A 22,737-nucleotide genomic window follows, 5' to 3' on the forward strand; every position below is an offset into this window, starting at 1 on the left:
GTTAGGGGGTGACGACGACGATGCCTTTCATGCCGAGAGTTTCGTGGGGTGTGCAGACGTACTTGTATTGGCCTTCGGTGTCGAAGGTGTGTTCGAAGGTGTACCCGGATTCTTGGGTGAGGTCGCTTTCGAAGGCGTCGCCAGTGTGGGCGACGTTGTGGTAGCCGCCTTCGCCGGTCCATTCCCAGACGACGGTTGTTCCCGTTGAGACTTCGATAGCGGGTGGATCGAACGCGAACTGGCCGCCGTTCCCACCGGCACCGACAGCCACCACCGGGCGGTCCACTTCGGTCTTGTCGACGACGCCTGTGTAGTCGTCGACGTCGTCGAACCAGCCGTTGAAGTCGTCAGTCCCCTTGCCGTAGCCGGCATCGCCACCCTCACCACCGCCGTCGTAGATCTCCGGTTTCTCTTCGCCGTTGACCTGAAGCATATTGAGCGCGCCCTTCTTCACTGCCCGTGTGGCAGCGTGGTCGACGAGCATGATCGGGCCAGGAACGGGCGTATCGATTTCGACCGCAGAGACGCTTCCCGGTGGCACGGATGTGGTTTCGACGTATCTGGCGGGATCGGAGACGAGGTCGCCGTCGCGGTAGAGGTTCGACCAGACGTTCCCGATGGCGTGCCAGGAACTGGTGAAGTTCGGGCCGCCGTTCGCCAAGAAGATGCGAATGCGTTCGTCAGTGTTGACTTCGATGGGGCCGTATTTGTCCTCAGTGAACGCGTATGGCTCGCCGTTGTAGACGACGTACGTCGGTTCTTCATTGGCCATCGCGTCGAAGTCGAAGGTGAGGTCGCCGCTCTGATCCTGCTCGCCGGTGTAAATCTCGTGTTGGCCGAAGTACAACTCTCGGTCAACCTCAGGAAGGCCGTTTTTCGGCTCAACGAGAATCGCGCCGAACATTCCGGAGGCGATGTGATGATCAAACCCAGAGACAGCACAGTGGTATATGTGGACGCCAGGATACATCGCCGTGAATTCGATTTCGGCGGTTTCACCGGGCGTGATGGTTGTGTCTTCGGCTCCGCCACCAGGGCCGTAGGCGGCGTGGAAGTCGATGTTGTGGGGGAGATTGCTGTCCTCGGGATTGGTGAGTTCCATGTGAATGCGGTCGCCTTCCCGCACTCGTATCATCGGCCCGGGAATCTGCCCGTCGAAGGTCATGTAGTCGAACGTCTTCCCGGGCGCGATCTCCGCGGTCAACTCCTCGGTCTCCATCGAAATCTCGTGGCGGCGCGGCTCGTTCCAATCCACGGGATCAGGGACGTCGGTTGGGTCTGCTGCAACTCGGTCAACGTCAGCGTTCGGTGTTTTCGACTGCTTGCGCTTGCCCGCGGGGGCGGTACAGCCAGCCAACGCGCCGAGGCTAGCAGCGCCGGTGCCTTTCAGGACATCCCGGCGATTCATGTCTGGTGACATAGTTTAAACTGAACTATACATCTTAAATAGATGGGGGCCACGGTGCTGGTTCAGCCGCCAAGAGACGGCGGTGAGTCTGGCGCTACTCGACGTGGACACGCAGGACGTGGCCGCCACACCCACACTGTTCGATGTACTCCCAGTGCGTGTCGCTAGCACCGAAGTGTTCGTCGAGTGGGTCGTAGAGATACGACTCAGGATGGCCGTGTGCGGCATGCGTGACAAGATTCACGTGGTTGCCAGCGGTCGTCTGTTCGATGGCGTCGATCGCATGCTCGACGAGGAGGGCTTGGTCGTCTTTGTACTGTGGTTTTTCCAGGTTCGCGGACCAAGAATTGTCGTGCGTTCGGTCGGTGACAGGCGCCGCATCGCCGTGGTCGTGGGAATGGCTCGACATAATCTACTATTGGATGGTGAACAGCATAAGAGAGGTGGTAATTACCACTATGCGAGATTCTCATCGAGTGCGCGTACCTTGCGCCTTTTATTCGCCGGATTATCTGATGAAATATCCGCTCGGTAGGATTCCGGACTTACCGACGTTACTCGACGCATCAGGACGGATTCGCACCAACAGGATTTGGTTTGGGTAGCCACTCACTCGTTTGAACTGCAATCAGCTGATTCAGGGTGCTTCGACGGTGAACCTTGTCGCTATCGCCTCCTCCCCTACGCCCCAGTAGAGAAACCGATACGTCCCCGGTTCGAGTGGCGTACAGACGTAATGGTCGGCGTTACCGGGATTTTCTCGTTCGAGGCCTTCTTGGTTGAACGTGAACGGCCAGTCGTAGCCGCCACCGGGCCTGATAGCATTAACGTCATCAATCCAACCTGAGTTGGGCGTATAGTACACAGGCACCCATTCGTCGCCCTCACGTCGCTGGAAGGTGTACTTGTAGATTGTTCCGACAGAATTCCGTTCGGTACCGACATTCCGGAGCGAGAACGTAATCTCATCGCCAATAGTAACTGTCTCAGTTGTCGCGGTTAGTTCAAAGTCATCCGCCCGCTTGGGATACGACTCACGGGTCAGGAAGTCAATCGGCTCCATCGCTTCGTCGCTACAGTCAACATCTGAGTCCGGTGGCTGCTGAGAGAGGGGTTTGATTTCTGGCTCAACATTCGTCTGCTGTGGTTCTGTAGTCGTCTCTATTGATGTTTCGGAGGTTGATAGGCACCCTGCGGTCAACGAGACAGCAACGGTAGCGTGGAGGAGGACTTTCCGCCGTTTCATACCGAATCGGTCTCTCGGCTTCGGTAAGTGTCTTGTCTGTAGTTAACTTCTGGAGCGCTGGAGCACAATCCAACAGATGGAGGTAACGCCAACCAAGAGGAACGCTACTGTAAAGAACGCAAGCTGATCGCCAAGAAGGCTGGAAAGACCGAAGAGGTTAGTTCGGTTGATGTACCCCAGCCCAAAGAAAATACTGAGGACGACGGCTGCAGCTCCAATCCGCATTCCCAGATCTTTCAGGAAATTTTTGAACGAAAGGTCTCGACCCATCTATTCCCCCTTCCAGTCAAGCATGTTTGACCCTGCTGTGTAATCACCTAATTGTTTGACGATTAGATCTACTGTACTGACCGATCGAAGCTCGAATCTAGTCGCAGTGGGGAGTTCAATAGCGGTGCAAATTTCCGCCCGCCGTACTTTAAGTGGGTTGTCCGAAATGTACCTGTATGAGCGCTCTTGCGGACACGATTCAAATCGAGAACGTCGTCGCATCCAGTGATATCGGCCAAGAACTCGCCCTTGACCAGCTCGCAACGGATCTCCCTGGCGCGGAGTACAACCCAGAGGACTTCCCTGGGGTTGTCTACCGCCTTCAGGAGCCGAAGTCAGCCACGCTGATTTTCCGGTCAGGGAAAGTTGTCTGTACCGGTGCGCAAAGCGTCGACGATGTCCACGAAGCTCTCGAAATAGTGTTTGAGGACCTTCGCGAGTTAGGGATCGATGTCGCGAGCAATCCCTCCGTTGAGGTACAGAATATCGTCTCCAGCGCCAACCTCAAGCAATCACTGAACCTGAATGCGATTGCGATCGGCCTGGGACTGGAGCAAATTGAGTATGAACCCGAACAATTCCCTGGCCTCGTCTACCGCCTCGACGACCCCGACGTCGTTGTTCTCCTCTTCGGCAGTGGGAAACTCGTGATTACTGGTGGGACCAAACCTGAGGACGCCCAGCACGCGCTGGCACACGTCAAGGACCGACTCACCGAACTCGGCCTGCTTGAGTAGACGACGCTATTCTGGTTTTTGAGCGGCGGGATTGAAAGCTGACTTTATCGGTCACGCGTTTGAAATTCGACTGAATGTACGATCGGATTCTACTGTCGACGGATGGCACAGTTGCGTCGGAACAGGCTGAAGCGCACGCTCTTGACCTCGCTGCCGCTCACGACGCTGTCCTTCACGTGCTTTACGTCGTCGATGAGGATGTTGTAACTGCATACAGTGGTGACGAGTACGTTGACGAAGCCGAAGGTCCTGAACACGGTCTCGAAGAACTCGGCGAGGAGACGCTCTCTGACCTCCGTAGTCGAGCGTCGGAGGCAGGTGTCGACGTCGAAACGGCGATACAGCACGGTTATCCTGCCGAAACCATCGTCGAGTATGCTGACGACCACGACGTGGACTTGCTCGTGCTCGGCACCAAACGCCGCCCAGAAGAGTATCGCGCGCTGCTCGGAAGTGTCACCGACCGCGTCCTCCGCTTGACCACCCGCCCAGCAACCGTCGTCAAAACCGAAGTCAGTCAGTAGCGAACGGGCGTTCGCTACCGTCTCTCATCAAGTGTGAGACGGGCGCGGCGGCGGTCGAATTCTTCGTCGTCGATCTCGCCACGGGCGTACCGCTCTTGGAGGACCGCGAGTGCGCTATCCTCGGTAGTGCCGTCTGATTGCGACCGCGTTCCAAGCCAGTAGACGAGATATACCGGGAGGCCGATGAGGAGTGCCACCCACAGGAGACCAAACAGCATCATAGAAGTTCAAGGCGGAAACCCACGACTTGAGTCGTGGGAGGAAGCTGACACGCTTGGATCACAATCAACGAATACCGACAGGCGGACTCCCCAACGTGAACCATTCCTCTTAAATAATACTGGCTCTGCATTTGAACCACATGCTGAATTGGAACTGCGAGGTGAAACTCAACGTCCGCAACGATGGAGACGTACTCCTTGATGCGACGTTCGAGCAGTTCCGACAGGCAGCACAATCCGTGGCAGACTACGGCTGGAGCGACAATCCCGCGAACATCATCGACAGTAAATCGGAACTCAACGACGCCACCTACGACGATGTCCGCGAGCAAACCGATCTCGTCGCCAACCACGTCCAAGCCGCCCGATCGCTTGCGGCAGAAGCCCTGGATTCCTGCAAGGAACTCTATTTTGAGGAAGACCAAGCGATCAGCAAGCCCACGTTCCGTGGCTCCGTGATCATCTACGATAGCCGAACCATCACGTTCAACGACGACCACTGCACCCTCTCAACAATTGACGGTCGCGTCACTGCTGAATACGTCTTTCCCGAAGACACGAGTAACACGCCCTTCGAGACGTACTGGAACAGCGACGAGTGGGAGAAATCCAGTGCGACACTGCACAAGCGCGACGACACGTACTACCTGCACGTGAACTTCCAGCAAGAGCCAGAGACGGACACGTCGACAGTCGAGAACGGAACGGTTCTCGGCGTCGACTTCAACGTTGACGGCTATCTGGCAGTCACCAGCACCGGCGCGTTCCTCGGCAACGCCGATTTCCTCAATCACAAGCGGGACGTGTACGAGCGCAAGCGCAGCAATCTACAACAGACGGGGACGCGGTCGGCACACCTCACGATCCAGTCGATTGGGAATCGGTTCAGGAATTGGGGTGAGGACTACTTGCATCGAGTCGCACTCGCGGTTGTGTGTGAAGCGCGGCGCCACGACTGTGACGCGATTGCAATCGAGAACTTGAAGCAGATCCGCGAGCGGATTTCGAACGCCAGTAAATTCCAGCAGTGGGCGTTCAAGCAACTGCAGGAATTTGTCACGTACAAAGCCGAAGACCATGGAATTCTAGTTGACGATGTCCGCCCACAGTACACGAGTCAGCGGTGCAGTCACTCCGAATGCGGGTTCACCCACGAGGACAATCGTGATGGTGACGCCTTCGAGTGCCTGAAGTGTGGGAAAGAACTGCACGCCGACTATAATGCTGCGCGGAATATCGGATGGCGGCTTCTCCAGCACTGGCTCAAGTCTGGGGCTGGACGCGCCAACTGTCAGGTGGCGCTGAAGTCAGGGACGGTGACCGGGAACGGTGAGTTTTCACCGACCACGAGTAGTGGTTCGACCGGGAGTCCACTGACAAGCCCACGACTTTAGTCGTGGGTTCCTGACGCCAGCCCAGATGAGGAGGGTGCCTGGGGGCAACAACCAGAACGCAATCGCGTTAATTCGAGGGAACGCCATGTCATCGGCCCCGATCAATAATGGAATCACGTAGTTTGCGACCGCTGCGAGAATCGGCGTTCCGAACAAGAACAACATCGTGATCCCGTGCGTCGTCATCAAGGCGTTGTACATCGAGGAGGAGAGCACGTCGATCGGCGGCGTCAACAATTCTGTCCGCATCAGGAGGACGGCAACGCCACCCCATGCAAACGACAGGATGGCGAATGCGCCATAGAGGATGCCGATATCTTTGTGATCCACCGTCGTTAGCCACCGGACGATTCCGGCTGGTTTCTCTGCGTGGGTGTGTTCGTGTCCTTGGTGATACGCGCCAGAACCCCCAAATGGCGAGTACGAACGCCAATTTTCAAGATTTGCGACCGTCCAAGCGACCCCAAACAGAAGGAGGGCGGTAACAACTGTGAGTGTGAGCTGCCCCATTCCAGCTGGCATACGGGGTCGTTCCTTCCCTAGTACCGTTCAAGATTGTCGCGAATATATTCGAACCACGGCCAGATTCTCGAAGACCGAACTGAGAGCTAGTCTGAGTCGTCAATCGCGACCTGTTGAGCGCGTTCCGAGATTTCGATTTTCAGGTCTCGAATGAATTCATCGACGGTGTTTCGCATCAATAGTACGGGGGACTCCTCATCAAGCATCTCGTCTAAGACTGCTCCTGCGTCTTCACCGTTGACAACGTGTGTCCCGGGGGATTGTCCGAGCGAAGGCACGGGCGATATCGCGTCGTGTCTTGCCAAGTGTGTCTTGGTGGTCCTGTCGAATGTCCGCCAGGACGACCACATCAGGTTTGACGAATCGTTGATTGAACAACCGTGTTGTGTACTTCTTGACTTCCTCTCCGCCGTGAACGGTGAGGATTCCTCTACCTAAACACGCACTTTCCAAACAGTTATCTTGCAGCCGGATGACTGCCACGTACCTGAATGATTGAGTCTCTTCTCCTTGGTCATATCCTTATTTTCGCCGTGTCTGCGATTGCCTGCGTTACGTCGATTCCACAAGCACGGAAGATTCAGCATCCGGGAACACGGGAGGGACTAATCGTCTTTCTTGGTTCGGTTGCGCTGTGGGCCGGGGGGTATATCGGGTATCTTCTCGCACCGACACGTCCGGGGAAACTTGCGTTCTATATTCTCGGGTTTGTCTTCGCGTTCATCGCTGTTGGGGCATGGCTTTACTTCTGTGCGGCCTACACCGGCCGCCCACCACGTCACACCCCATTCCGAAAGGCAATCGTCGGAATATTTCTCGTTTTCACCGCGCTCAAACTCACGAATCCACTCCACAATCTCTATTTCACAACTGAATGGGTCACTGAGCCATTCCCGCACCTCGTCATCCACCACCAACTACTCTACTGGGTCGTCTTAGGGCTGTCATATGCGGCTATCGCTGTCGGATTCTTCATCCTGATGGAGCGGTTCTATCATACCGGCAGTGACAGCCGGCCGCTCGTTGTTCTCGTTGGACTCTCCGGACTCCCAGCTATAGCAACGATCATGGGCAGCCACGTCGACTGGCTGCTCCCACTAATGTACGAGCCACCTGGAGTCGCGTTGTTCGCCGTCGGCACACTCTTCTTCTACAGGCAGCGCTTTGAGGGAATCCGACTTACCGGCGAGTCAGATAAACCGGCGATCTTCCTCGATCAAGGGACCTGTATCCGGGACTACAACCAAGCGGCTCGCCGACTCTTCCCAGCGCTCGAGAGATCGTTTGGCGACCCGCTCGAGGCTGTGCATACCGGGCTTGCGGATCATCTCACGAACCAAGGTGTGCTGGCTATCACGCAGGATGACGAGACACGGTACTATGATGTCTCGAGTACGCCATTCGTAGCTGGTGAGGTGATGACTGGACAGTTAGTAACAGTTACTGACGTCACTGAGCGTGAGTCCTACCGGCAGCGACTCGAAGAGAAAACCGAGCAGCTCGAAGCGCTGAATCGCGTGGTTCGACACGACATCCGGAACGATATGGCCGTGGTTCTCGGTTGGGCGGAGATCCTCGAAGATCATGTCGATGAAGAGGGGGAAGACGCCCTGAACCGCGTGTTACATAAATCCCGGCACGTGATTCAAGTTACAGAGGTCGCACGCGATTTCGTTGAATCGTTGTCAGAGAATGGTTCTGCTGAATTGGAAGAAATCGAGCTACAGCCGCTTGTCGACGCTGAACTCGCTGTAGTACGGGATTCATTCCCGAGCGCGCAGTTCCATGTCTCTGGTGAGCTCTGCGATGTATCCGTGCAGGCAAATGAAATGCTGTCATCGGTTTTCCGGAATATCCTCGAAAATGCGGTCCGACACAACGATAAGGAGACCCCTGAAATCACCGTCTCCTGTGAAGTAGATTCAGAGACCGTTCGGTACCGAATTGCGGATGATGGACCGGGCATTCCTGACAACCAGAAAACACAGATCTTCGGGAAGGGAGAAAAGGGACTAGACAGCCCAGGGTCCGGGATTGGACTGTATCTCGTCCATCTGTTAACCGATCAATTCGATGGTAACGTGTGGGTCGAAGACAACGACCCTACCGGTTCCGTCTTCGTCGTCGAACTACCGATCTACACGCCCTCAAGCCGAACATCTGAGTGATTATCTGAATCAAGCATCAAGGGGATGTATACACCGCAGGAAAACTGCGCTACCTAACTTCTGGCTCAGTAATTCCATCGCCCTGATCGTCCAACGTGTCGATGGTCACCGATCGTACTTCGCCTGCCTCTACCGGTGGTGTCCCATTCTGGTTCCGGCTTGGGGGCCGATCTTTGGGTGTTACAGATTCAGAACTGGAATCCCCTGACTATACTTCGTTCGCCGAGGCAAGATATGTGACTAGTTGACGCCCCTCTCTCTCCGGCATTATCCGGGAGAATGTCAATTACTCAGTTTCATTAATATTCGATATTTCAACTCGCAGGCCGTCGTCTGCACTGGTGGTGAGGGTGATCTCCCAGTTGTGGGCGTCGGCGATCTGGTTGGCGATACTCAGCCCGAGCCCCGTTCCGTCCGTTGTGGTTGAGTAGCCGGTTTCGAGGGCTTGCTCGCGTTCTGTGGGTGGGATTCCGGGACCGTCGTCTGCGATATAGAAGCCGCTGGAGTGGTCGCCAATCGTGATCGTGGGCGCTTCACCTCCATGTTCGACGGCATTCCGAAAGAGGTTCTCAAGGAGTTGCTTGAGGCGACTGCGATCGGCACGGATGTGCAGGTTGGTTTCAACCTGAAGTGTCGCGTCCGCCGTCTCGACGGTCTGCCAACAGTCTTCTGCGAGCGCACGGAGGTCAATCGTCTCTAGATCACTTACCTGATTGCCCTCGTGTGCGAGAGTGAGCAGATCCGCGATTAATGTCTGCATCCGTTCGTGGGCCCGCGCTACCTGATCAAGGAAGTCGCTGTCGCAGTCTTCTTGTGCGAGGTCGAGATTGCCCTGTGCCACGTTCAGCGGATTCCGGAGGTCGTGGCTCACGATCGAAGCGAACCGCTCTAACTGCTCCTCACGCTGCTTGCGGTCCGAAATATCCCGGCCGACACTCAACACAACTGTCCGGCCCTCATAGGATATCAAGCTCGAACTGATTTCAATCGGGACTCGCTCTCCGGATTTCGTCTCGTGGACCGTTTCGATCACCTGGGTTTCATCCTCCGGCATGTCCGCAATTAACCGGCTAATCTCTGCATCAGGTGTCTCTGCGTCAAAATCATGCGGTGTCATCGACAGGATTTCTTCCCGAGAGTAGCCTAATGTCTCAACGGCCGCATCGTTGACCGCCAGAATTGTCCCATCTGGATCAAGCACCCATCCGGTGTCGTTCATTCCGTTGAACAACTCCTCGTATTCCCGGCGAGCCTGTTCCAAGTCACGCTCACGCTCTTTGTAGTCCGTAATATCTCGGACGGCTCCTCGAAGCGTTACAACCTCACCATCCTCCAGTGCGGGTTCGCCCTGAATCCGGAGCCACCGAATCTCCCCGTCTGGCCGCTGGAACCGAGCCTCCACATCGAACGATTCGCCGGCCGCGACCGCATCTTCAATCGCGGATGCAACGTGCGGCCGGTCTTCCTCAAGGTAGACATTAAGCGCCTCCTCAAGCGAGGGCGCGTTCTCGTACTCTACGCCCAGCATGTCGAAGAGATGCTCCGTCCAGAACACCTCATCTGTCTCCGTATCGATCTCCCAGCCGCCCACATCAGCGATGCGTTCAGTTCGATCCAGCAAGTCGTGAACGAACCGGAGTTCTGCTTCCCGCTCTTTGCGCTCGGACAGATCCCTACCGACCCCAACGATCCCAAGAAACTCGCCGTGGGGGTCAGTCAGTCGCTTCCCCGTGAGTTCATGCGGAATTTGCTCTCCAGACGCGCTCAACACAGCGGCTTCAATCGTCACGTCGCCCGTATCGATCGCTGTTCTGATCGCGTCCTCAATACGGGCGTGGTCGTCTTCGGCGAAGAGTTCGCGAGCGTTCAGCCCGTCAAGTTCAACGTCGGAGTAGCCGGTGATGTCACCGACTCGTTCATTCCAGCGAGTGAGCGTACCGTCGGCATCTATCACGTAGAAGACATCGTCGAGGGTGTCGAGTGCTTGTTCAGTGAACGCGCGCTCTTTAGCGAGTTTCTGTTGGCGCTGGACGCGGTCGGTGACGTCCTGGAATTTCGAGAACATCGTGACGATGTCCCCGAGTTCGTCTCTGACGACGCGGTGATGCCACTCGCAGACAAGTCGCTCACCGTTCTTTGTGACGGTTTTTTGTTCGATGTCGTAGGCTGTCGAGTCGGTGAGCAGTTCCGAGAAGACGTCGGCAACGTCGTCGTGCTGGGAGTCTGGAACGAGGCGATTCCAGGAGCTGCCGACAAGTTCGTTTTCATCATAGCCGAGGATGTCCTCAGCGGTGTCGTTAATGCGTGCGATATCGAAGTCGTCAGTCCATTCGATCGCGCCGAGCGGTGATTGTTCGAAAAACAGTGAGAGGCGTTCCTGACTGGCTTCAATTTCTCGCTTGGAGCGGTGTTGTGCGACTGCGTTCGTGATTCGATGTGCGAGGAGTGTGTACTGGCCAGTACCGCCTTCCTTTTGGAGAGCGTGTCATAGAAAGCCTCCCAAGGGAGGCCGCAGGGTTTGGAAACTGTGTCCAGCAGTACCAACGCCCTGCAAGACGTAGCTTCGGTAGACGACTTCTTGAATGCGGCGGCTACCGAGACAGTACCGTTGTTCGAGCATCTTGAGTTCGAGTTTCTGCTGGAGTACGACGTGTTCGCCCCCGACAAGCGGGGGCGAACACGAGTTCACAAGCCACCAGACCTCTTTCGCGGCTTTCTGCACTGCTACTACGAAGATGTCTACGGCACGCGTCCGGTTACACGAGAACTTCAGCACAGCCTTGTCTGGTACTACTGCGGACTCGACAAACCGCCATCCAGAGACACGGTTGATCGCTTTCTCACCGACCTTGAACACGTTATCGACGATGTCTTCGACAGACTCGTCGAGCAAGCCGCCGTCCGCGGCCTGCTCGACTCCACATACTCCATCGATTCGACGCACATCGAGGCGATTCAGTACAACGACGCGGCGTCATGGAACTACGACCCAACAGCCGAACAGTACTACTACGGCTTCGGCTGTACGATCGTCTCAACCGGCGCAAAGATCCCGATCGCAGCGGAGTTCACACAAGCTAAACAAGCGGATCAGAAGACGGCGATGCGCGTCACGCGTGACGCGCTCGCCGTCGATACACCGGTCTGGATGCTTGGAGACAGCGCCTACGACATCCTCGATTGGCACGACCACCTGCTGGCCGCAGGGGTCGTGCCAATCGCTCCATACAATCCGCGAAACACTGACGACCCGAAAGATATCGAGTACAGAGTCGAAGACCGCATCGACGAACACAGCGAGGACGTTCAGCTCAAGCAGTCAGTCTTAGACGAGACGTACAACCACCGGACAGGGGTCGAACGGACTAACGACGCAGTCAAGGACTGCGGCCTCGGGCACGTCCGCGCCCGAGGCCGCGTCCACGCACGAACAGAAGTATTCCTGGCACTGTGTCTCCGGCTCGTCATTGCCATCACCAACTACGAGCGAGGAATCGAACCGGGCTGTGAGAAACTATGAGATGGATTCTATGACACGCTCTATGCGGGTTCACTCGACGATGAACGCCGGCCGAATAGCAAGTCAATTTCATCCAGAACGAACACAACGGAGTCATATCCTTCGTCTAGTAGCTCGTATAGACGGTCGTACTTCGTACTCGTAGAGACACCATGCCGTGCGACTCCGATTTCTTTGTCAAGGTCGTGGGCGGCTTCACGGACAAGTGCATACACGGCTTCATCGAGGCTCCTGAGGTTCTGACAGTTAATTCGCAGTGTGCCGAACTCATAGCCTCGGTTCTTAGAGATTTCGCGTATTTGGCGGGTAACAGCATCAAATATCAATGATTTCCCCGTTCCTGCAGGGCCGTAGAGTAGCAGATTCGGCGGGCGGTTCTCGTTCAGGACTTTCCGAAGGTTGGAGACAACAGTTCGCAGCTGGTCGTCGCGGCCGACAATACGGTCCCTGTCGATGATCGTGTCGGGTTCCACCAGATTCCGGTTCTTGAACACTGACTCCTTGCCTGCCTGTTCAATCATCTCCCGCACGGAGAGTGAACTGTCATCGTCTCCCACGTCGTCCCCCGGGGGGTGGTCGCTGTCACTATCAGGCATATGTCCCGATGTATCTTCCGCCCACATAAAGATATTCCACCGCTTTCGAAGTAACACTTCGCTATTACTGGCGTCTGCAGCATCTTTCAATCCGTATTTCGTTCCCTAATACAGAGCCTGTCATAGAAGAGTTCACATGGTTCGCTAAATCAACTTAGACGAATTGAGACCGTTGTACACTTAGTGCACGCCGTTTTAAGCTTGTTTTAGCTATGGCGAAAGAGAAGTTCGGCGTCGCTGTTGACGAGGAAATCGTGCGAGAAGTGGATGAATTGGTCGCTGAGTGTGACGATCTCGGAGCCAGCCGCTCCGAGATCGTCGAGGCCATCCTCACAGCGTTCGTTCAATCCGAGACGAATCACGTAGAACAGGTGCGAGAAATCATTATTCGGAAACGAAAGGGCACTCTCTGACCGATTTTAAGATCCGTGCACCAAGTGCACGAGCTTCTAAGATAATATCTTCCTATAATAGTAAACAAAATAATCATTATGTGTGAATAGTTCTATGACACGCTCTTTGGAGGTAGTCGGTGACGCCAGCTGAAATGGCGTCGCTGGCGATTTCCTCGCTGCCCTTGCCCGTAAAGAGGATAAACGGAAGGTCCGGGTGCGTGTCACGAACGGCGTTGAGAAACTCGATGCCGTTCTGTGCGGGCATGTCGTAGTCGGAAACGATACAGTCGAAGTGGGTGTCTTCGAGATGCGTCAGGCCGTCAGCTGCGCTCGTCGCCGTTGTGATCTCGATCTGGTCATCTTCGCGAGTGAGGAACTCCGCGACCATCTCCGCGAAGGCCGGTTCATCATCGACATGGAGGACGTGAATTGGAGTGGTTGTAGACATAGGTGAGTAGTCCTCGGACGACCCTGCCGAGAAGATTTAATAAATTGACGCGATCCACAGGTAAAAACACGCCGGTGAACAAACCGGTTGTGGCGGAGATGCGTTAAGATGCTATCTTGATTAGGCAAGAGAATCCCGTCGCTCACGGCGTTGACGAGACGCGTTGGGTCTCATTCGCACACTGGGGACGGGCGTGAATCGTCGCAGGATGGATTGACGTGTTCGGTAGGCGTGCAGGGTGGTGACCGACGCAAACCAACTGAGATACCTCCGAGTCAGCAGGGCAGAACCACGACCCCACTGCCGGATAGGAGTAACGGCGGCGTGGCGACAGTTCCTCAATTTGCTCGAATACAAAGCCGAACTGTATGGCACTCACGTCGTGCAGGTTGAAGCGGCAGGAACGACCAAAGAATGCGCGTCGTGTGGTGTGGAAACAGACAAACCGATCTGGGTGCGAGAACACTCCTGTCCATCGTGTGGATTCGAGGTCGACCGGGACGCGAATGCGGCGATGAACGTGTTGCAGCGCGGGTTTGCTGCATTAGGGTTGGGATGGCCCGAATCAATGCCTGTGGAGACTGCGCTCCCCACGGGCACGGCTCGCGTTGAGTCGGTGTCTGGAAAGCGCGTCATCGAAACAGGAAGCCCCACCAGAAATGAGCGAACGGCGTCAGCCGTCAGCGAGTAGAGTGGGGTAGTTCACCTTGTTTCTGGCCATGCTGCGACTACTGTAATGCCGGTACTAATTCCAAACCAGCTAAGGAGGGAGATGGCGCTAGCAAGTGGAGAAGCGGTGGCGACGGATGGGTTGATCGCCAGCGCAGGTTGGATTGCCATCTCTAGGACGAGGCCACGGAACGCACTTGCCGGGCTGAGGCCCGTGAAAATGGCAATTGAGCCGGCGTCGATGATGTTCGTTGAGACGAGCGTCACTACGGCAAGGTCAAGTCCAATTGCGAGGGTGAGCAGCATGCCAACACCGGCGGCGATCGCTTCTCGGTTCGTTCGTGTTGCTGCAGACACGGTGAGTGCGATACTGGAAGCAACGAGTGTGTAGATTGCAGCGAACACCATGAATCGGATGTATACGACGGGTGTGTCGCCTGCTTGGTGTGTCGCAAAGAATTCGACGGGAGGGGTTGCCCCCTGACTAGCAACAACGCCAGCGACACCGAGTGTCGTGAGTACGACGACGAGTAAGACTGCGGTCCGTCCGATGAGAACGCCTGTAACGTATTCTAATCGTGAGACGTCGTACGTTCGGATAACATCTAACTCCCCGCGTTCATCATCACCACGAATAGACCGATAGACGTACGCGAACGCAAGCGTCGGGATCAAGACCTCCACCGGCAGTAGCAAGTCATAGGTTAGCGATACATATCCGCCGGGAGACCCCATCGAAACCCCACTAAGCCCCACAATAACACCGAAGAAACCGATGCCGACAGCGATGACTACCCTGTTTCGGAGGAGCGTCCAGAGTTCCCGCTCAATGATGGCGAACACGCGATCACGTCGCTGCATCAGCGCTCACCTCCGTTCGCACCCGGACGAGTAACACCACTAGTTTCCGTGCGAAAGACCGTCGCGAACGCCTCCCGTAGTGTCTCCGTATCCGTTGCCTCCAGAATTCTCTTGGGATCGTCATCGAGAACGAATTCGCCGTTTGAGAGGAACAACGCGCGGTCAGCGCGCGTCTCAATAGCTGCGAGGTCGTGGCTCGCCGTGACGACGAGACGCCCGTCGCTGGCGACACTCTCGATCACGTCGAAGATATGGTCGGCGACGTCCGGATCCAGACCGCTGGTCGGCTCGTCGAGAATGACGACGGGTGGATCACCGATGAGCGCTTGCGCGATGCCCAGGAGGCGAGTCATCCCCCCTGACAGTTCGTCTACACCACGGGCGGCGGCGTCATTGAGGCCGACTTCACCGAGCAGACTGTCAGGGTCAGCACTGTCCTCCACGAGATCCGTGTAGAAGCCCAGTGTCTCACGGACGGTGAACCCCGACCGAAAGCCGGGTGTCTGCGGTAGATATGCGACAGTTCGGCCCGATGCTGTTGGCCGCGTAACTGTCCCGGTGTCGAGTGACCGCAAGCCTGCGAACAACTCGAGGAGCGTCGTCTTCCCGGATCCATTCGGACCGACTAATGCTGTGAAATTGCCCGACTGGAGTTCGACAGATGCCTCTTTGAGGACGGTCACGTCTCCGAACGCATACGATGCGTCCGTGAACGCAAGTGGTGGCTCGTCCGTGTCACGGGCGTTTTGTTCGGTCACGTCGCCACCTCCGTCGAGTTATTCGATGCTTGAGTAGCGGCCAGTGTCTCGGGCTGTACGGGAGTGACTCGCGGAGCGGTATCGACGATGCCAGCTGAACGTAGCCCAGGAACGGTGTTCTGAACGCTCCGGACCAGTGCAATTGTGGACGACTGTGCGAGCGTCCATGCGCCCGGCGCGTCGTGGAGGTGTTCGTCGATAGGGCTATTCGGGCGGAATGACCGCTCGTAGTAGCCGTCAGCGTCTCCGTCTACCCCCGGCATCGGCCCCCAGTAGTTCCCTTCGCCATCGACGGTCCACACGCGAAGTGGACCAAGGCCAGCTGTCGCTGCCTGCTCGTTGCCGACGATGTCGTTCGCGGTGACAAGATTCGTCGGAAGTCCCGGGCCGCTGCGAATCCCAACGGTGTTGTCGGTAATCGTGTTGCGCTCAACGAGTGACTGGAAGCTGAGGATGTCGATGCCGCGGATGTTGCCAGACAGCACGTTGCCGGCGTAGTAGGAACTCGACCCTGCAGTCGAGAGTCCAACCTGCGACGCGCGGACGTCGTTGCCGACGACGAGATTCCCTGTCGGTCGTGTCATAATGATAATTCCAGTTCGGGTGTCACGGACGGTGTTGTTGCGGACAAGCGAGCGGGAGGTGTACATTTCGTGGACGCCGAAGCGGCTGTTCTGGAATGTGTTGTTGCGGACCACGATACCGTCGGCGCGATGCGTGTACACGCCGTCACGGCCGCCCGCAAACTGACTGGCTTCGACGACCAGCGGACCGTACATTGCGACCACCCCCATGAATCCCTCGTCGTCGCCTTCCGTCACGTGCAGTTCGACATCATGAACGACGGAGTTGCTACTATTGAGGGAGATGATACCGGACGAGGGCGTGTTGACGTGGAGCCCTGTGAGTACTGACGCGGAGGCATTAATCAACCGTACGGCGGCGTCTCCGCGACCATACGCAAGTTCGATATTCTCCGACCAGCCGGCTTGTTCGAGCCGGGACGCATTCAACATACTGCGCCTACTTCCGATATCGCCGACACCGTCAATACTGAGGTTGGCCAGCCCAACCCGGGGTGCGGTGACGTGAACGACAGTCCCGTTCCCGTCACCTCGGATACGAGTGGCTGAACCAGCCCCCAGAATCGTCAATGACTTGTTCACCGTAAGTCCGTCTGTCCGGTACGTTCCTGGTGGCACTCGAACGGTCGTATTCGGTGGTGCAGCGTCAATCGCGGCGGCCAGCGACGGTGCGTCCTCGCCGACGACAACAGACGTCGGTCTGTCGGTGAGATTGCGGGCAGTGGCGACGGTTGCGTCTGCCCATGCGGACCGATTATCCATGGCCGCCTGGAAGTTGTCCCGGGTGAGCGATTGCTCAGGGGAGATAGTCTCGGCTACGTCTACCCATGGAACGACGTCGCCACCGTACTCGTTGGCGAACTTGTCCGCCGCGTCGCGGTTGGCAAACGGCACGGCGACCGGCCCGTTAGGGAGCCGAGCGTGGCTATCGACGACGACAAACGTGTCTTCGGCATCGACGAGGCCGACATGACGGGATGCCGTCAGATAGCCGTCCTCAGTGAGGGAGACGTTCGTACCTGCATAATCTGAGACGAAGATCTCGACTGGCTGCCCGAACTGTCGTTGATGGCCCGCTCGATCCTGCTCGGCGAGGAACGACTCGATAGTATTGAAGCCGACGACGTACTCGTAGCTCGAATAGTATACTTGGACGCGGGGAATCGACAGGTCGCGTTGCTCAACCTCCCGAATGGTTTCGTCGGTCAGCCCGAGGTCGAATGTGTTCCCGGACTGTGCGGGCTTGACGGTGTCATTGCCGACCGGAACCACGAGCGAGTAACTCAACAGGACGAGAACGACAACGAGTACGACCGGCAGGCTACGCCCGAGCATACTACATCCCGAACGACGAGATGAGACTCGGCGTCACGTCGTCGAAGGTGGCAAGGTCGCCGCCGTACTCTTCACGGAATGCCTGGGCATCTGTTCGGTCGGAGAATCCGATCAGATCTTCTCCCATCGCACCGACGACTGACGAGCCTACAACGTACGTGATATCAGTTGCATCAGCGAACGCTTCTTGCTCGTAGTGTGTGGAGAGTAGTTGTTGGCCGCCATCAGTTTGGATGTCGTAATCGACGGCCGAGTAGTCCGTGACGTAGAACGCCTCACGCGTCCAGTTGTCGTGCTGGAAGTCGAACTGGAACGCTTCCCATGTGCTGTCGAAGCGGGCAGGGTTGTCATGGTCGTTCGGCTGTGCGTCAGCGTAGAAAATCTCAGCAGTCGGCCCGGGTTGCTGTGTGATCGTCATTCCGCAGACGTCACACGTGGCGGTAGTAGGAATTGTAATTGGGGCCGGTGCATCGTTGTTTCTGCCACTATTGAGGCAGCCGGCGAGACCAGCAGTTACTGCCGTGGTTGCTCCAACAACGAATTGCCGTCGTGTGATTGGTGTCCGGCCGTCTTCCGGGGTGGTTTGCTGTGGGTGGGATTCGTGGTTTGGACAGCGCTCGTCGGGTGAGTGTGGAGACATAGGTGGGCAGGTGTGGTTGCGCGGGGCTGGATTACCTCTGAATGTGGCTCAGCCTATAGTATAGCGGTACTGGTACAATACTCGAATCCGTTCGAGGAATGAACCACAAACAACTACGAGGCATCCGCCGGCGACTGGTAAACCAGATACAGGAGCGTCGCCGCAGTCAAGAAATCTATCGTGTGCGCAATCAAGTGATGGAAGACCATCGGCACCAACCCGAACAGCGTCCCCATACCGACAATCGTCCGTCCGACAAGTAGTGCAAGGACACCCGAAACGAGTAGATATCGGCGAGACCGACGCTGAATATACGCATTCAAGCCAATCCCGAACAAGATGGCGGTTCCGATCGTCGCAAGCGCCAACACCACTACAAGTACCGGCCAGTACTGAGCTGGGATCCAATGAGACATCGAGCGAATTCACCCGTCGAGGAGATTATCGACCAAGCGGGTAAACCGATCAACCATCCGTTCGCCCAGTGTCGGATCGGCCTCACGGAGTAGCTCAACCGTTCGATCAGCATTCCGGACACTGAGAGTTACTCGGTTCGAGATATCTCGCTGCTTCGCGACCAAGCCTTGTTCGACGAGGCGATCCAAATGCCACTCCAAGGTACTACGAGCAATATCAAGCTCCTCCGCAACGGCCGCAGGCGGCGTATCCCCTTCAGTCAAGAGATAGGCAACGATCTCCCCAGCCGTTTCCCGGCGAAGCAGCGCTAATGCCGTCCGCTCCCATTGATTGTATTCCGGTGGAAAATAGTGGGTTTTCCCGTAGACCGATTCTGCAATAACATCCTCGGTGGACTGTAGTTGCTTGATGTGATACTGGAGTTGGCCCGGAGCAAGTTCGAGGCGTCGAACAAGCTCGTTAAAATGGAGGCCGGGATGTGTCTCAATCGAATTCGTGATTGTGACGCGAGTGTTAGGCATGTGGGATACTATCGTGATTGGCTCCGCCGGCGGCTGAAAACGACCGTCTGAACGCAAGCATGTTTGGGTAACATAATCTAGGTCGCTACCGAGAAAAACGACTTTTGGTCCATCTCCAAAGAATATATTTGGGGCCCTGTTCACCAGCGGCGGGAGCTGGCCTCCTAGTGGGCGTCGTGCGCTTCGTTGTTCGGTCCTAATTGGGTTGCGTCCGCCCCGAACTCGCGTGTAAGCAGTGCCGGAACATCATTCGGCTGTACGTCCGAGTACCACCGATCACGTGGTTGGATTGCGAGTGCGGCGCCATCGGCGCTGCAGAGGCCAAGACAGCTCGTTTCGCTAACGTAGACGTGTGACCAGAACACGTCTCGCTCCCGCAGCCAAGCCTGGACTGCCTCGTACACGTCGTCGCCAAACGCGCCTGCACAGCATGCAAAGTCCGCATCTCGTGCCTGAGTACAGACGATGACTTGGTCGGTGAATCCGTTTTCGTGGACGTCCTTCGTTCGCGATTGCATTACTCTGGCGTACTCGCTCCGTCAAGCTGAGTGGCGGTGGGTTGAGCGCTGTCTCTCATGTCGGCCCGGCGCTGGAGCTGGGCGTGGATGTTAGCGAGGAGCAGCCAGAGACCGGCTTGTCCGAAGATGATTAGGCCGGTTACGCCGACGGCGAGCTCAGATGGGAGTGTGGTTTCCACTGCGTTACGTGGTGCGAGCATAGCGGGAATCGCAAGCAAGCAAATTGGAAGGACGGCGACGGCTGCGGCGGTAACTCGACGGTGCGCCACGTGGAGCCGATTATAGATAACCCCTGCGAGGAGGCTAGCGAGGGCACCGGCAGCCATCATCCCGCCATAGAGGAGGAGGCGTGTTGCTGTGGGGAGTGTTTGTTCGACCCCTGGTGGCTGTGGAGGGAGGACAAGCCAGGGAGCGCCGGAGACGGTAAGAAACCCGGCGGCGGCCAGCAGGTAGCTTTTCGTGCTCCCGGCGCCCGGAATCGCTGGTTCAAGCAAGTAGTAGACAACGCCGAACACAACGCCGCCTAAGAGCACCCCCCAGAAAACGCCGGAAAGAATGCTCACACCGTTTGTTACGGACATCGACACCGCACTGTCGTGGTGGCCCCCAGCCGTCGTGTCGTGGTGATCGTCGACAGCATGGTCGCCGCTGTGCCCGAATTCGTCAGCGAACGCGACGAGCGGGTTGGCGACGAGTGCCATAAGGAGGCCGAATATCAGTCCAGCGATGATGCCGGCCATCACGCCTTGCTTCACGTAGTCCGTGAGCATATTTAGTGGCAGGTGACGCCCGCTGCATGCCGGAAGTTGTGCATCGAGTCGTGCAGCATCGGCTGTTGTACGAACAGTAGTGTGAATCCGAGTGCGGCGATGAGCGCAAGTGCGACGGCGGCTTGCGTCGGTGTGAGTTCCATGCGGGCCTGTTCGAGTCGGCTGTGAACGGTGTTGCTAGCAGTCGCCATTCTAAACTACATTTGCAATATATCAACCTAGATTGTAAAACTTCTGGATGGAGGAAACCAACATTTCGTGAGGCGCGCAAGCTCGCGATGTCAGCCAAATTCATGCGCCTGGGGGAGATTCCGCCTCAACTGTGTGGAACTACCGACTAAGCGCTGGTATTGTCGCATTAATATACTGTTCTGGGAATGTGGTACTAACAGCGAATTCCTACTCGAGTATTTTGGCTGGCTGGAGGACCCTCTGCGAAGACCTCGAAGCCCTCGGAGAGAAAGCCGATACCTAACCACCTAAATGTAACTTAGATATTAGATCATCGGATGATTCGACAACAAATTTATCCCCTCATCTCATAATCGGGGAATATGAGTAATGTCTCCTCCGCGAAGTCTCGCGGGGATCTCGTCTATGAATTGCAGGATATGGAGGAGTGGACTGATGTAGACGCCGATATTGCGATCTCCGATCCGCCATTTGGCCTTGAATTCGACGGTAAAGCCAGCAACTACAATCGTGACGTGTCGCGCGTGGTTGACGGATATGTCGAGTGGGAGACCAATGAGTATTCGACGAAGATAAACAAGTTACTGGACGTTCTCGCACAGAACACTTCTTCAAGCGGCCAGGCAATCGTGTTCTCGGGGATGGATAATAGCCACCTGCTCCACCAGATGGTTCTCGACCACGATACTTGGCGTCTAGAGGGGAAACTGTACTGGGCGTATAACTTCGCGCCATACTGCAAGAAGCGCCCCGCTCACAACGTCTACGAGTTGTTCTGGATGGTGAAGGACGACGACTGGTATTATACGAATGAGTGTTCGTTCGATCACTGCCAGGAAGGCGAAGCGAATCTCTCGGTAATGGATATCCCGCGGAATTACATGAAAGAGATGCCAAAGTATCCAACGCGATTACCACTAGAGGTCGTCGGCGTTCTACTCGAACACTTCACCGAACCGGGAGACAAAGTGTTCGACCCGTTAGCCGGGTCAGGAAGTGTTGGAATTGGGGCAGCTGGCCTCGGTCGAGAGGCGGTCCTCGGTGATCTGAACGAGAACGCGAGAGAAGTCTTCGAGTCGACAGTCGACGCACTCGAAGACGACGTGTTTCCGGACCGCAACAGCGACCACGCCTCTCTAAGCGATTTCTAGCGTTCCACAAAACCACAACGCGCTTCGGTGGCTTTTCGAGGTCATCCCACTGCAGTCGGTCCTCACCCCTTCGCACTCTGTCGGTCAAGTAACCATTGGACACTGTTATCTACATCCGGATTTTAGGCATCGGTATGCTGGCCAACGATGTTGAACAAGAAGCAACTTCGATATTGGATGTTCTCCAGCGGGTTCTTCAGCAGCGAATTGATGGCCGGAAGGCGGTTAGAGAACTGAAGGAAGCCGATTACAATTGGAAGCAGATGGAGTGGCAGGGGTGGTATTTCGAATATAAAGCGTTCCACTCTCTGAAAGACGAATTGGGTGGAGGGGTCGGTCCGACCTTTGGGTCGACTGAATTTGACTATCAACGAAACTTCGTTTGGGACCTGAAGGCGCACTCGACGACGACGCCGAGTGGGAATGAACGGCGGGATATGTATCTCAATGACAAGACTGCTATTGAGGATTGTATTCGTGAGAACGCCGGAATCGGGTTTATCGTTGCGCATGGCGATCCAGAATATGATGACGACGATAGATCGTTCTATCACTGGCACCAGGAGCTCAAGGGCGGCAAATCAGACTACGTAAAACGGCGGGAAGAACGCGATGCGCCGTCACGAGAACGGAAGAAAGCATTCCCCCTCAATCGGATCTCTGCGTATTTTGTTCCGACGATTGATGCACTCAGACAGGGCGAAGAGGATGGCTGGATTCGGCCACGGTCCCAGGGTCGGAATGCCGACGGGAGTGAACGGCCGAAGAAATACGCGCTCTATCCAGATAAAGTTCCAGCAGAAGTGATCGCCGACGAGATAGAGTACTGAGGTCGCGTATACAGCACCGCTAGATGTTGGGGTGGCAGCCCT

22 protein-coding genes and 4 pseudogenes are annotated in these 22,737 nt (G+C 56.3%); 9 read left to right on the forward strand and 17 right to left on the reverse strand.

Annotated elements, in window-relative coordinates; genetic code table 11:
• Window position 1 precedes the first annotated feature (1 nt).
• The 3 genes from nirK to LPA44_RS14510 form a co-directional block, all read right to left on the reverse strand.
• Complete coding sequence (nirK, locus tag LPA44_RS14500; RefSeq protein ID WP_330166355.1) at window positions 2-1,408, reverse strand: copper-containing nitrite reductase; 1,407 nt, start codon at window positions 1,406-1,408, stop codon at window positions 2-4.
• Between the two features lie 94 nt (window positions 1,409-1,502).
• The gene (locus tag LPA44_RS14505) at window positions 1,503-1,817 is read right to left on the reverse strand and encodes a CGCGG family putative rSAM-modified RiPP protein (protein ID WP_230890247.1); all 315 of its coding nucleotides are present in this window, start codon (window positions 1,815-1,817) and stop codon (window positions 1,503-1,505) included.
• Between the two features lie 228 nt (window positions 1,818-2,045).
• Window positions 2,046-2,654, reverse strand: coding sequence for an immunoglobulin-like domain-containing protein (locus tag LPA44_RS14510; protein ID WP_230890248.1), 609 nt, complete (start codon window positions 2,652-2,654; stop codon window positions 2,046-2,048).
• A gap of 446 nt (window positions 2,655-3,100) precedes the next feature.
• Here LPA44_RS14510 and LPA44_RS14515 point away from each other — a divergent pair, with 446 nt between their 5' ends.
• Window positions 3,101-3,661 (forward strand): TATA-box-binding protein, encoded by a 561-nt coding sequence (locus LPA44_RS14515; protein ID WP_230890249.1) that lies wholly within the window; start codon window positions 3,101-3,103, stop codon window positions 3,659-3,661.
• A gap of 74 nt (window positions 3,662-3,735) precedes the next feature.
• Window positions 3,736-4,185, forward strand: a complete 450-nt coding sequence (locus LPA44_RS14520; protein ID WP_230890250.1) for a universal stress protein — start codon at window positions 3,736-3,738, stop codon at window positions 4,183-4,185.
• A gap of 14 nt (window positions 4,186-4,199) precedes the next feature.
• Here LPA44_RS14520 and LPA44_RS14525 read toward each other — a convergent pair whose 3' ends face one another.
• A complete protein-coding gene (locus tag LPA44_RS14525) occupies window positions 4,200-4,406 on the reverse strand; it encodes an SHOCT domain-containing protein (RefSeq protein WP_230890251.1) in 207 nt (68 codons plus the stop codon).
• A 140-nt stretch (window positions 4,407-4,546) separates the two neighbouring features.
• On the opposite strand from LPA44_RS14525, the gene LPA44_RS14530 reads away from it, so the two are divergent.
• The gene (locus LPA44_RS14530) at window positions 4,547-5,800 is read left to right on the forward strand and encodes an RNA-guided endonuclease InsQ/TnpB family protein (RefSeq protein ID WP_230890252.1); all 1,254 of its coding nucleotides are present in this window, start codon (window positions 4,547-4,549) and stop codon (window positions 5,798-5,800) included.
• Between the two features lie 12 nt (window positions 5,801-5,812).
• Here the strand turns inward: LPA44_RS14530 and LPA44_RS14535 are convergent.
• Window positions 5,813-6,322 (reverse strand): annotated as a pseudogene (locus tag LPA44_RS14535) (cbb3-type cytochrome c oxidase subunit I); the annotation flags it as partial.
• A gap of 491 nt (window positions 6,323-6,813) precedes the next feature.
• Between LPA44_RS14535 and LPA44_RS14540 the strand changes: the two are divergent.
• The gene (locus LPA44_RS14540; RefSeq protein WP_230890253.1) at window positions 6,814-8,490 is read left to right on the forward strand and encodes a sensor histidine kinase; all 1,677 of its coding nucleotides are present in this window, start codon (window positions 6,814-6,816) and stop codon (window positions 8,488-8,490) included.
• A gap of 286 nt (window positions 8,491-8,776) precedes the next feature.
• On the opposite strand, the gene LPA44_RS14545 is transcribed toward LPA44_RS14540, so the two are convergent.
• Entirely contained in the window at window positions 8,777-10,921 is a 2,145-nt protein-coding gene (locus LPA44_RS14545) for a PAS domain S-box protein (protein WP_442903404.1), read from the reverse strand.
• 96 nt (window positions 10,922-11,017) lie between these two features.
• On the opposite strand from LPA44_RS14545, the gene LPA44_RS14555 reads away from it, so the two are divergent.
• Complete coding sequence (locus LPA44_RS14555; protein ID WP_230890256.1) at window positions 11,018-12,010, forward strand: transposase; 993 nt, start codon at window positions 11,018-11,020, stop codon at window positions 12,008-12,010.
• 23 nt (window positions 12,011-12,033) lie between these two features.
• Here the strand turns inward: LPA44_RS14555 and LPA44_RS14560 are convergent.
• A pseudogene (locus tag LPA44_RS14560) lies at window positions 12,034-12,531 on the reverse strand (AAA family ATPase); the annotation flags it as partial.
• 287 nt (window positions 12,532-12,818) lie between these two features.
• Here LPA44_RS14560 and LPA44_RS14565 point away from each other — a divergent pair.
• The gene (locus LPA44_RS14565) at window positions 12,819-13,019 is read left to right on the forward strand and encodes a ribbon-helix-helix protein, CopG family (RefSeq protein WP_230888175.1); all 201 of its coding nucleotides are present in this window, start codon (window positions 12,819-12,821) and stop codon (window positions 13,017-13,019) included.
• 103 nt (window positions 13,020-13,122) lie between these two features.
• Here the strand turns inward: LPA44_RS14565 and LPA44_RS14570 are convergent.
• Window positions 13,123-13,449, reverse strand: a pseudogene (locus LPA44_RS14570) (response regulator); the annotation flags it as partial.
• Between the two features lie 319 nt (window positions 13,450-13,768).
• Here LPA44_RS14570 and LPA44_RS14575 point away from each other — a divergent pair.
• Window positions 13,769-14,140: pseudogene (locus LPA44_RS14575) on the forward strand (RNA-guided endonuclease InsQ/TnpB family protein); the annotation flags it as partial.
• Window positions 14,141-14,151: 11 nt separating this feature from the next.
• Here LPA44_RS14575 and LPA44_RS14580 read toward each other — a convergent pair.
• The 9 genes from LPA44_RS14580 to LPA44_RS14615 form a co-directional block, all read right to left on the reverse strand.
• Window positions 14,152-14,979 carry an ABC transporter permease gene (locus LPA44_RS14580; RefSeq protein WP_230890257.1) on the reverse strand — a complete coding sequence of 276 codons (828 nt, stop codon included), beginning with the start codon at window positions 14,977-14,979 and terminating at the stop codon, window positions 14,152-14,154.
• A complete protein-coding gene (locus tag LPA44_RS14585; RefSeq protein ID WP_230890258.1) occupies window positions 14,979-15,737 on the reverse strand; it encodes an ABC transporter ATP-binding protein in 759 nt (252 codons plus the stop codon). Before LPA44_RS14585 ends, LPA44_RS14580 begins: the two co-directional genes overlap by 1 nt.
• On the reverse strand, window positions 15,734-17,656 hold the full coding sequence (locus LPA44_RS14590; RefSeq protein ID WP_230890259.1) for a NosD domain-containing protein: 1,923 nt from the start codon (window positions 17,654-17,656) through the stop codon (window positions 15,734-15,736). Before LPA44_RS14590 ends, LPA44_RS14585 begins: the two co-directional genes overlap by 4 nt.
• Before the next feature lies 1 nt (window position 17,657).
• Entirely contained in the window at window positions 17,658-18,296 is a 639-nt protein-coding gene (locus LPA44_RS14595) for a nitrous oxide reductase accessory protein NosL (RefSeq protein WP_269070261.1), read from the reverse strand.
• A gap of 113 nt (window positions 18,297-18,409) precedes the next feature.
• Window positions 18,410-18,712, reverse strand: coding sequence for a DUF7471 family protein (locus tag LPA44_RS18480; RefSeq protein WP_442903403.1), 303 nt, complete (start codon window positions 18,710-18,712; stop codon window positions 18,410-18,412).
• Between the two features lie 9 nt (window positions 18,713-18,721).
• The gene (locus tag LPA44_RS14600) at window positions 18,722-19,234 is read right to left on the reverse strand and encodes a winged helix-turn-helix transcriptional regulator (protein WP_230890261.1); all 513 of its coding nucleotides are present in this window, start codon (window positions 19,232-19,234) and stop codon (window positions 18,722-18,724) included.
• 164 nt (window positions 19,235-19,398) lie between these two features.
• Window positions 19,399-19,752, reverse strand: coding sequence for a (2Fe-2S) ferredoxin domain-containing protein (locus LPA44_RS14605; protein ID WP_230890262.1), 354 nt, complete (start codon window positions 19,750-19,752; stop codon window positions 19,399-19,401).
• Window positions 19,752-20,522, reverse strand: coding sequence for a CbtA family protein (locus LPA44_RS14610; protein WP_230890263.1), 771 nt, complete (start codon window positions 20,520-20,522; stop codon window positions 19,752-19,754). The genes LPA44_RS14605 and LPA44_RS14610 overlap by 1 nt, the downstream gene beginning before the upstream one ends.
• Window positions 20,523-20,524: 2 nt before the next feature.
• Window positions 20,525-20,713 carry a CbtB domain-containing protein gene (locus LPA44_RS14615; protein WP_230890264.1) on the reverse strand — a complete coding sequence of 63 codons (189 nt, stop codon included), beginning with the start codon at window positions 20,711-20,713 and terminating at the stop codon, window positions 20,525-20,527.
• A 363-nt stretch (window positions 20,714-21,076) separates the two neighbouring features.
• On the opposite strand from LPA44_RS14615, the gene LPA44_RS14620 reads away from it, so the two are divergent.
• Together LPA44_RS14620 and LPA44_RS14625 are read left to right on the forward strand one after the other, a co-directional pair.
• The gene (locus LPA44_RS14620) at window positions 21,077-21,865 is read left to right on the forward strand and encodes a DNA methyltransferase (RefSeq protein WP_230890265.1); all 789 of its coding nucleotides are present in this window, start codon (window positions 21,077-21,079) and stop codon (window positions 21,863-21,865) included.
• A gap of 134 nt (window positions 21,866-21,999) precedes the next feature.
• Window positions 22,000-22,695 carry a hypothetical protein gene (locus tag LPA44_RS14625; protein ID WP_230890266.1) on the forward strand — a complete coding sequence of 232 codons (696 nt, stop codon included), beginning with the start codon at window positions 22,000-22,002 and terminating at the stop codon, window positions 22,693-22,695.
• Window positions 22,696-22,737: the final 42 nt, after the last annotated feature.

Source organism: Halobacterium sp. KA-4 (assembly GCF_021028995.1).
Lineage (GTDB): Archaea > Halobacteriota > Halobacteria > Halobacteriales > Halobacteriaceae > Halobacterium.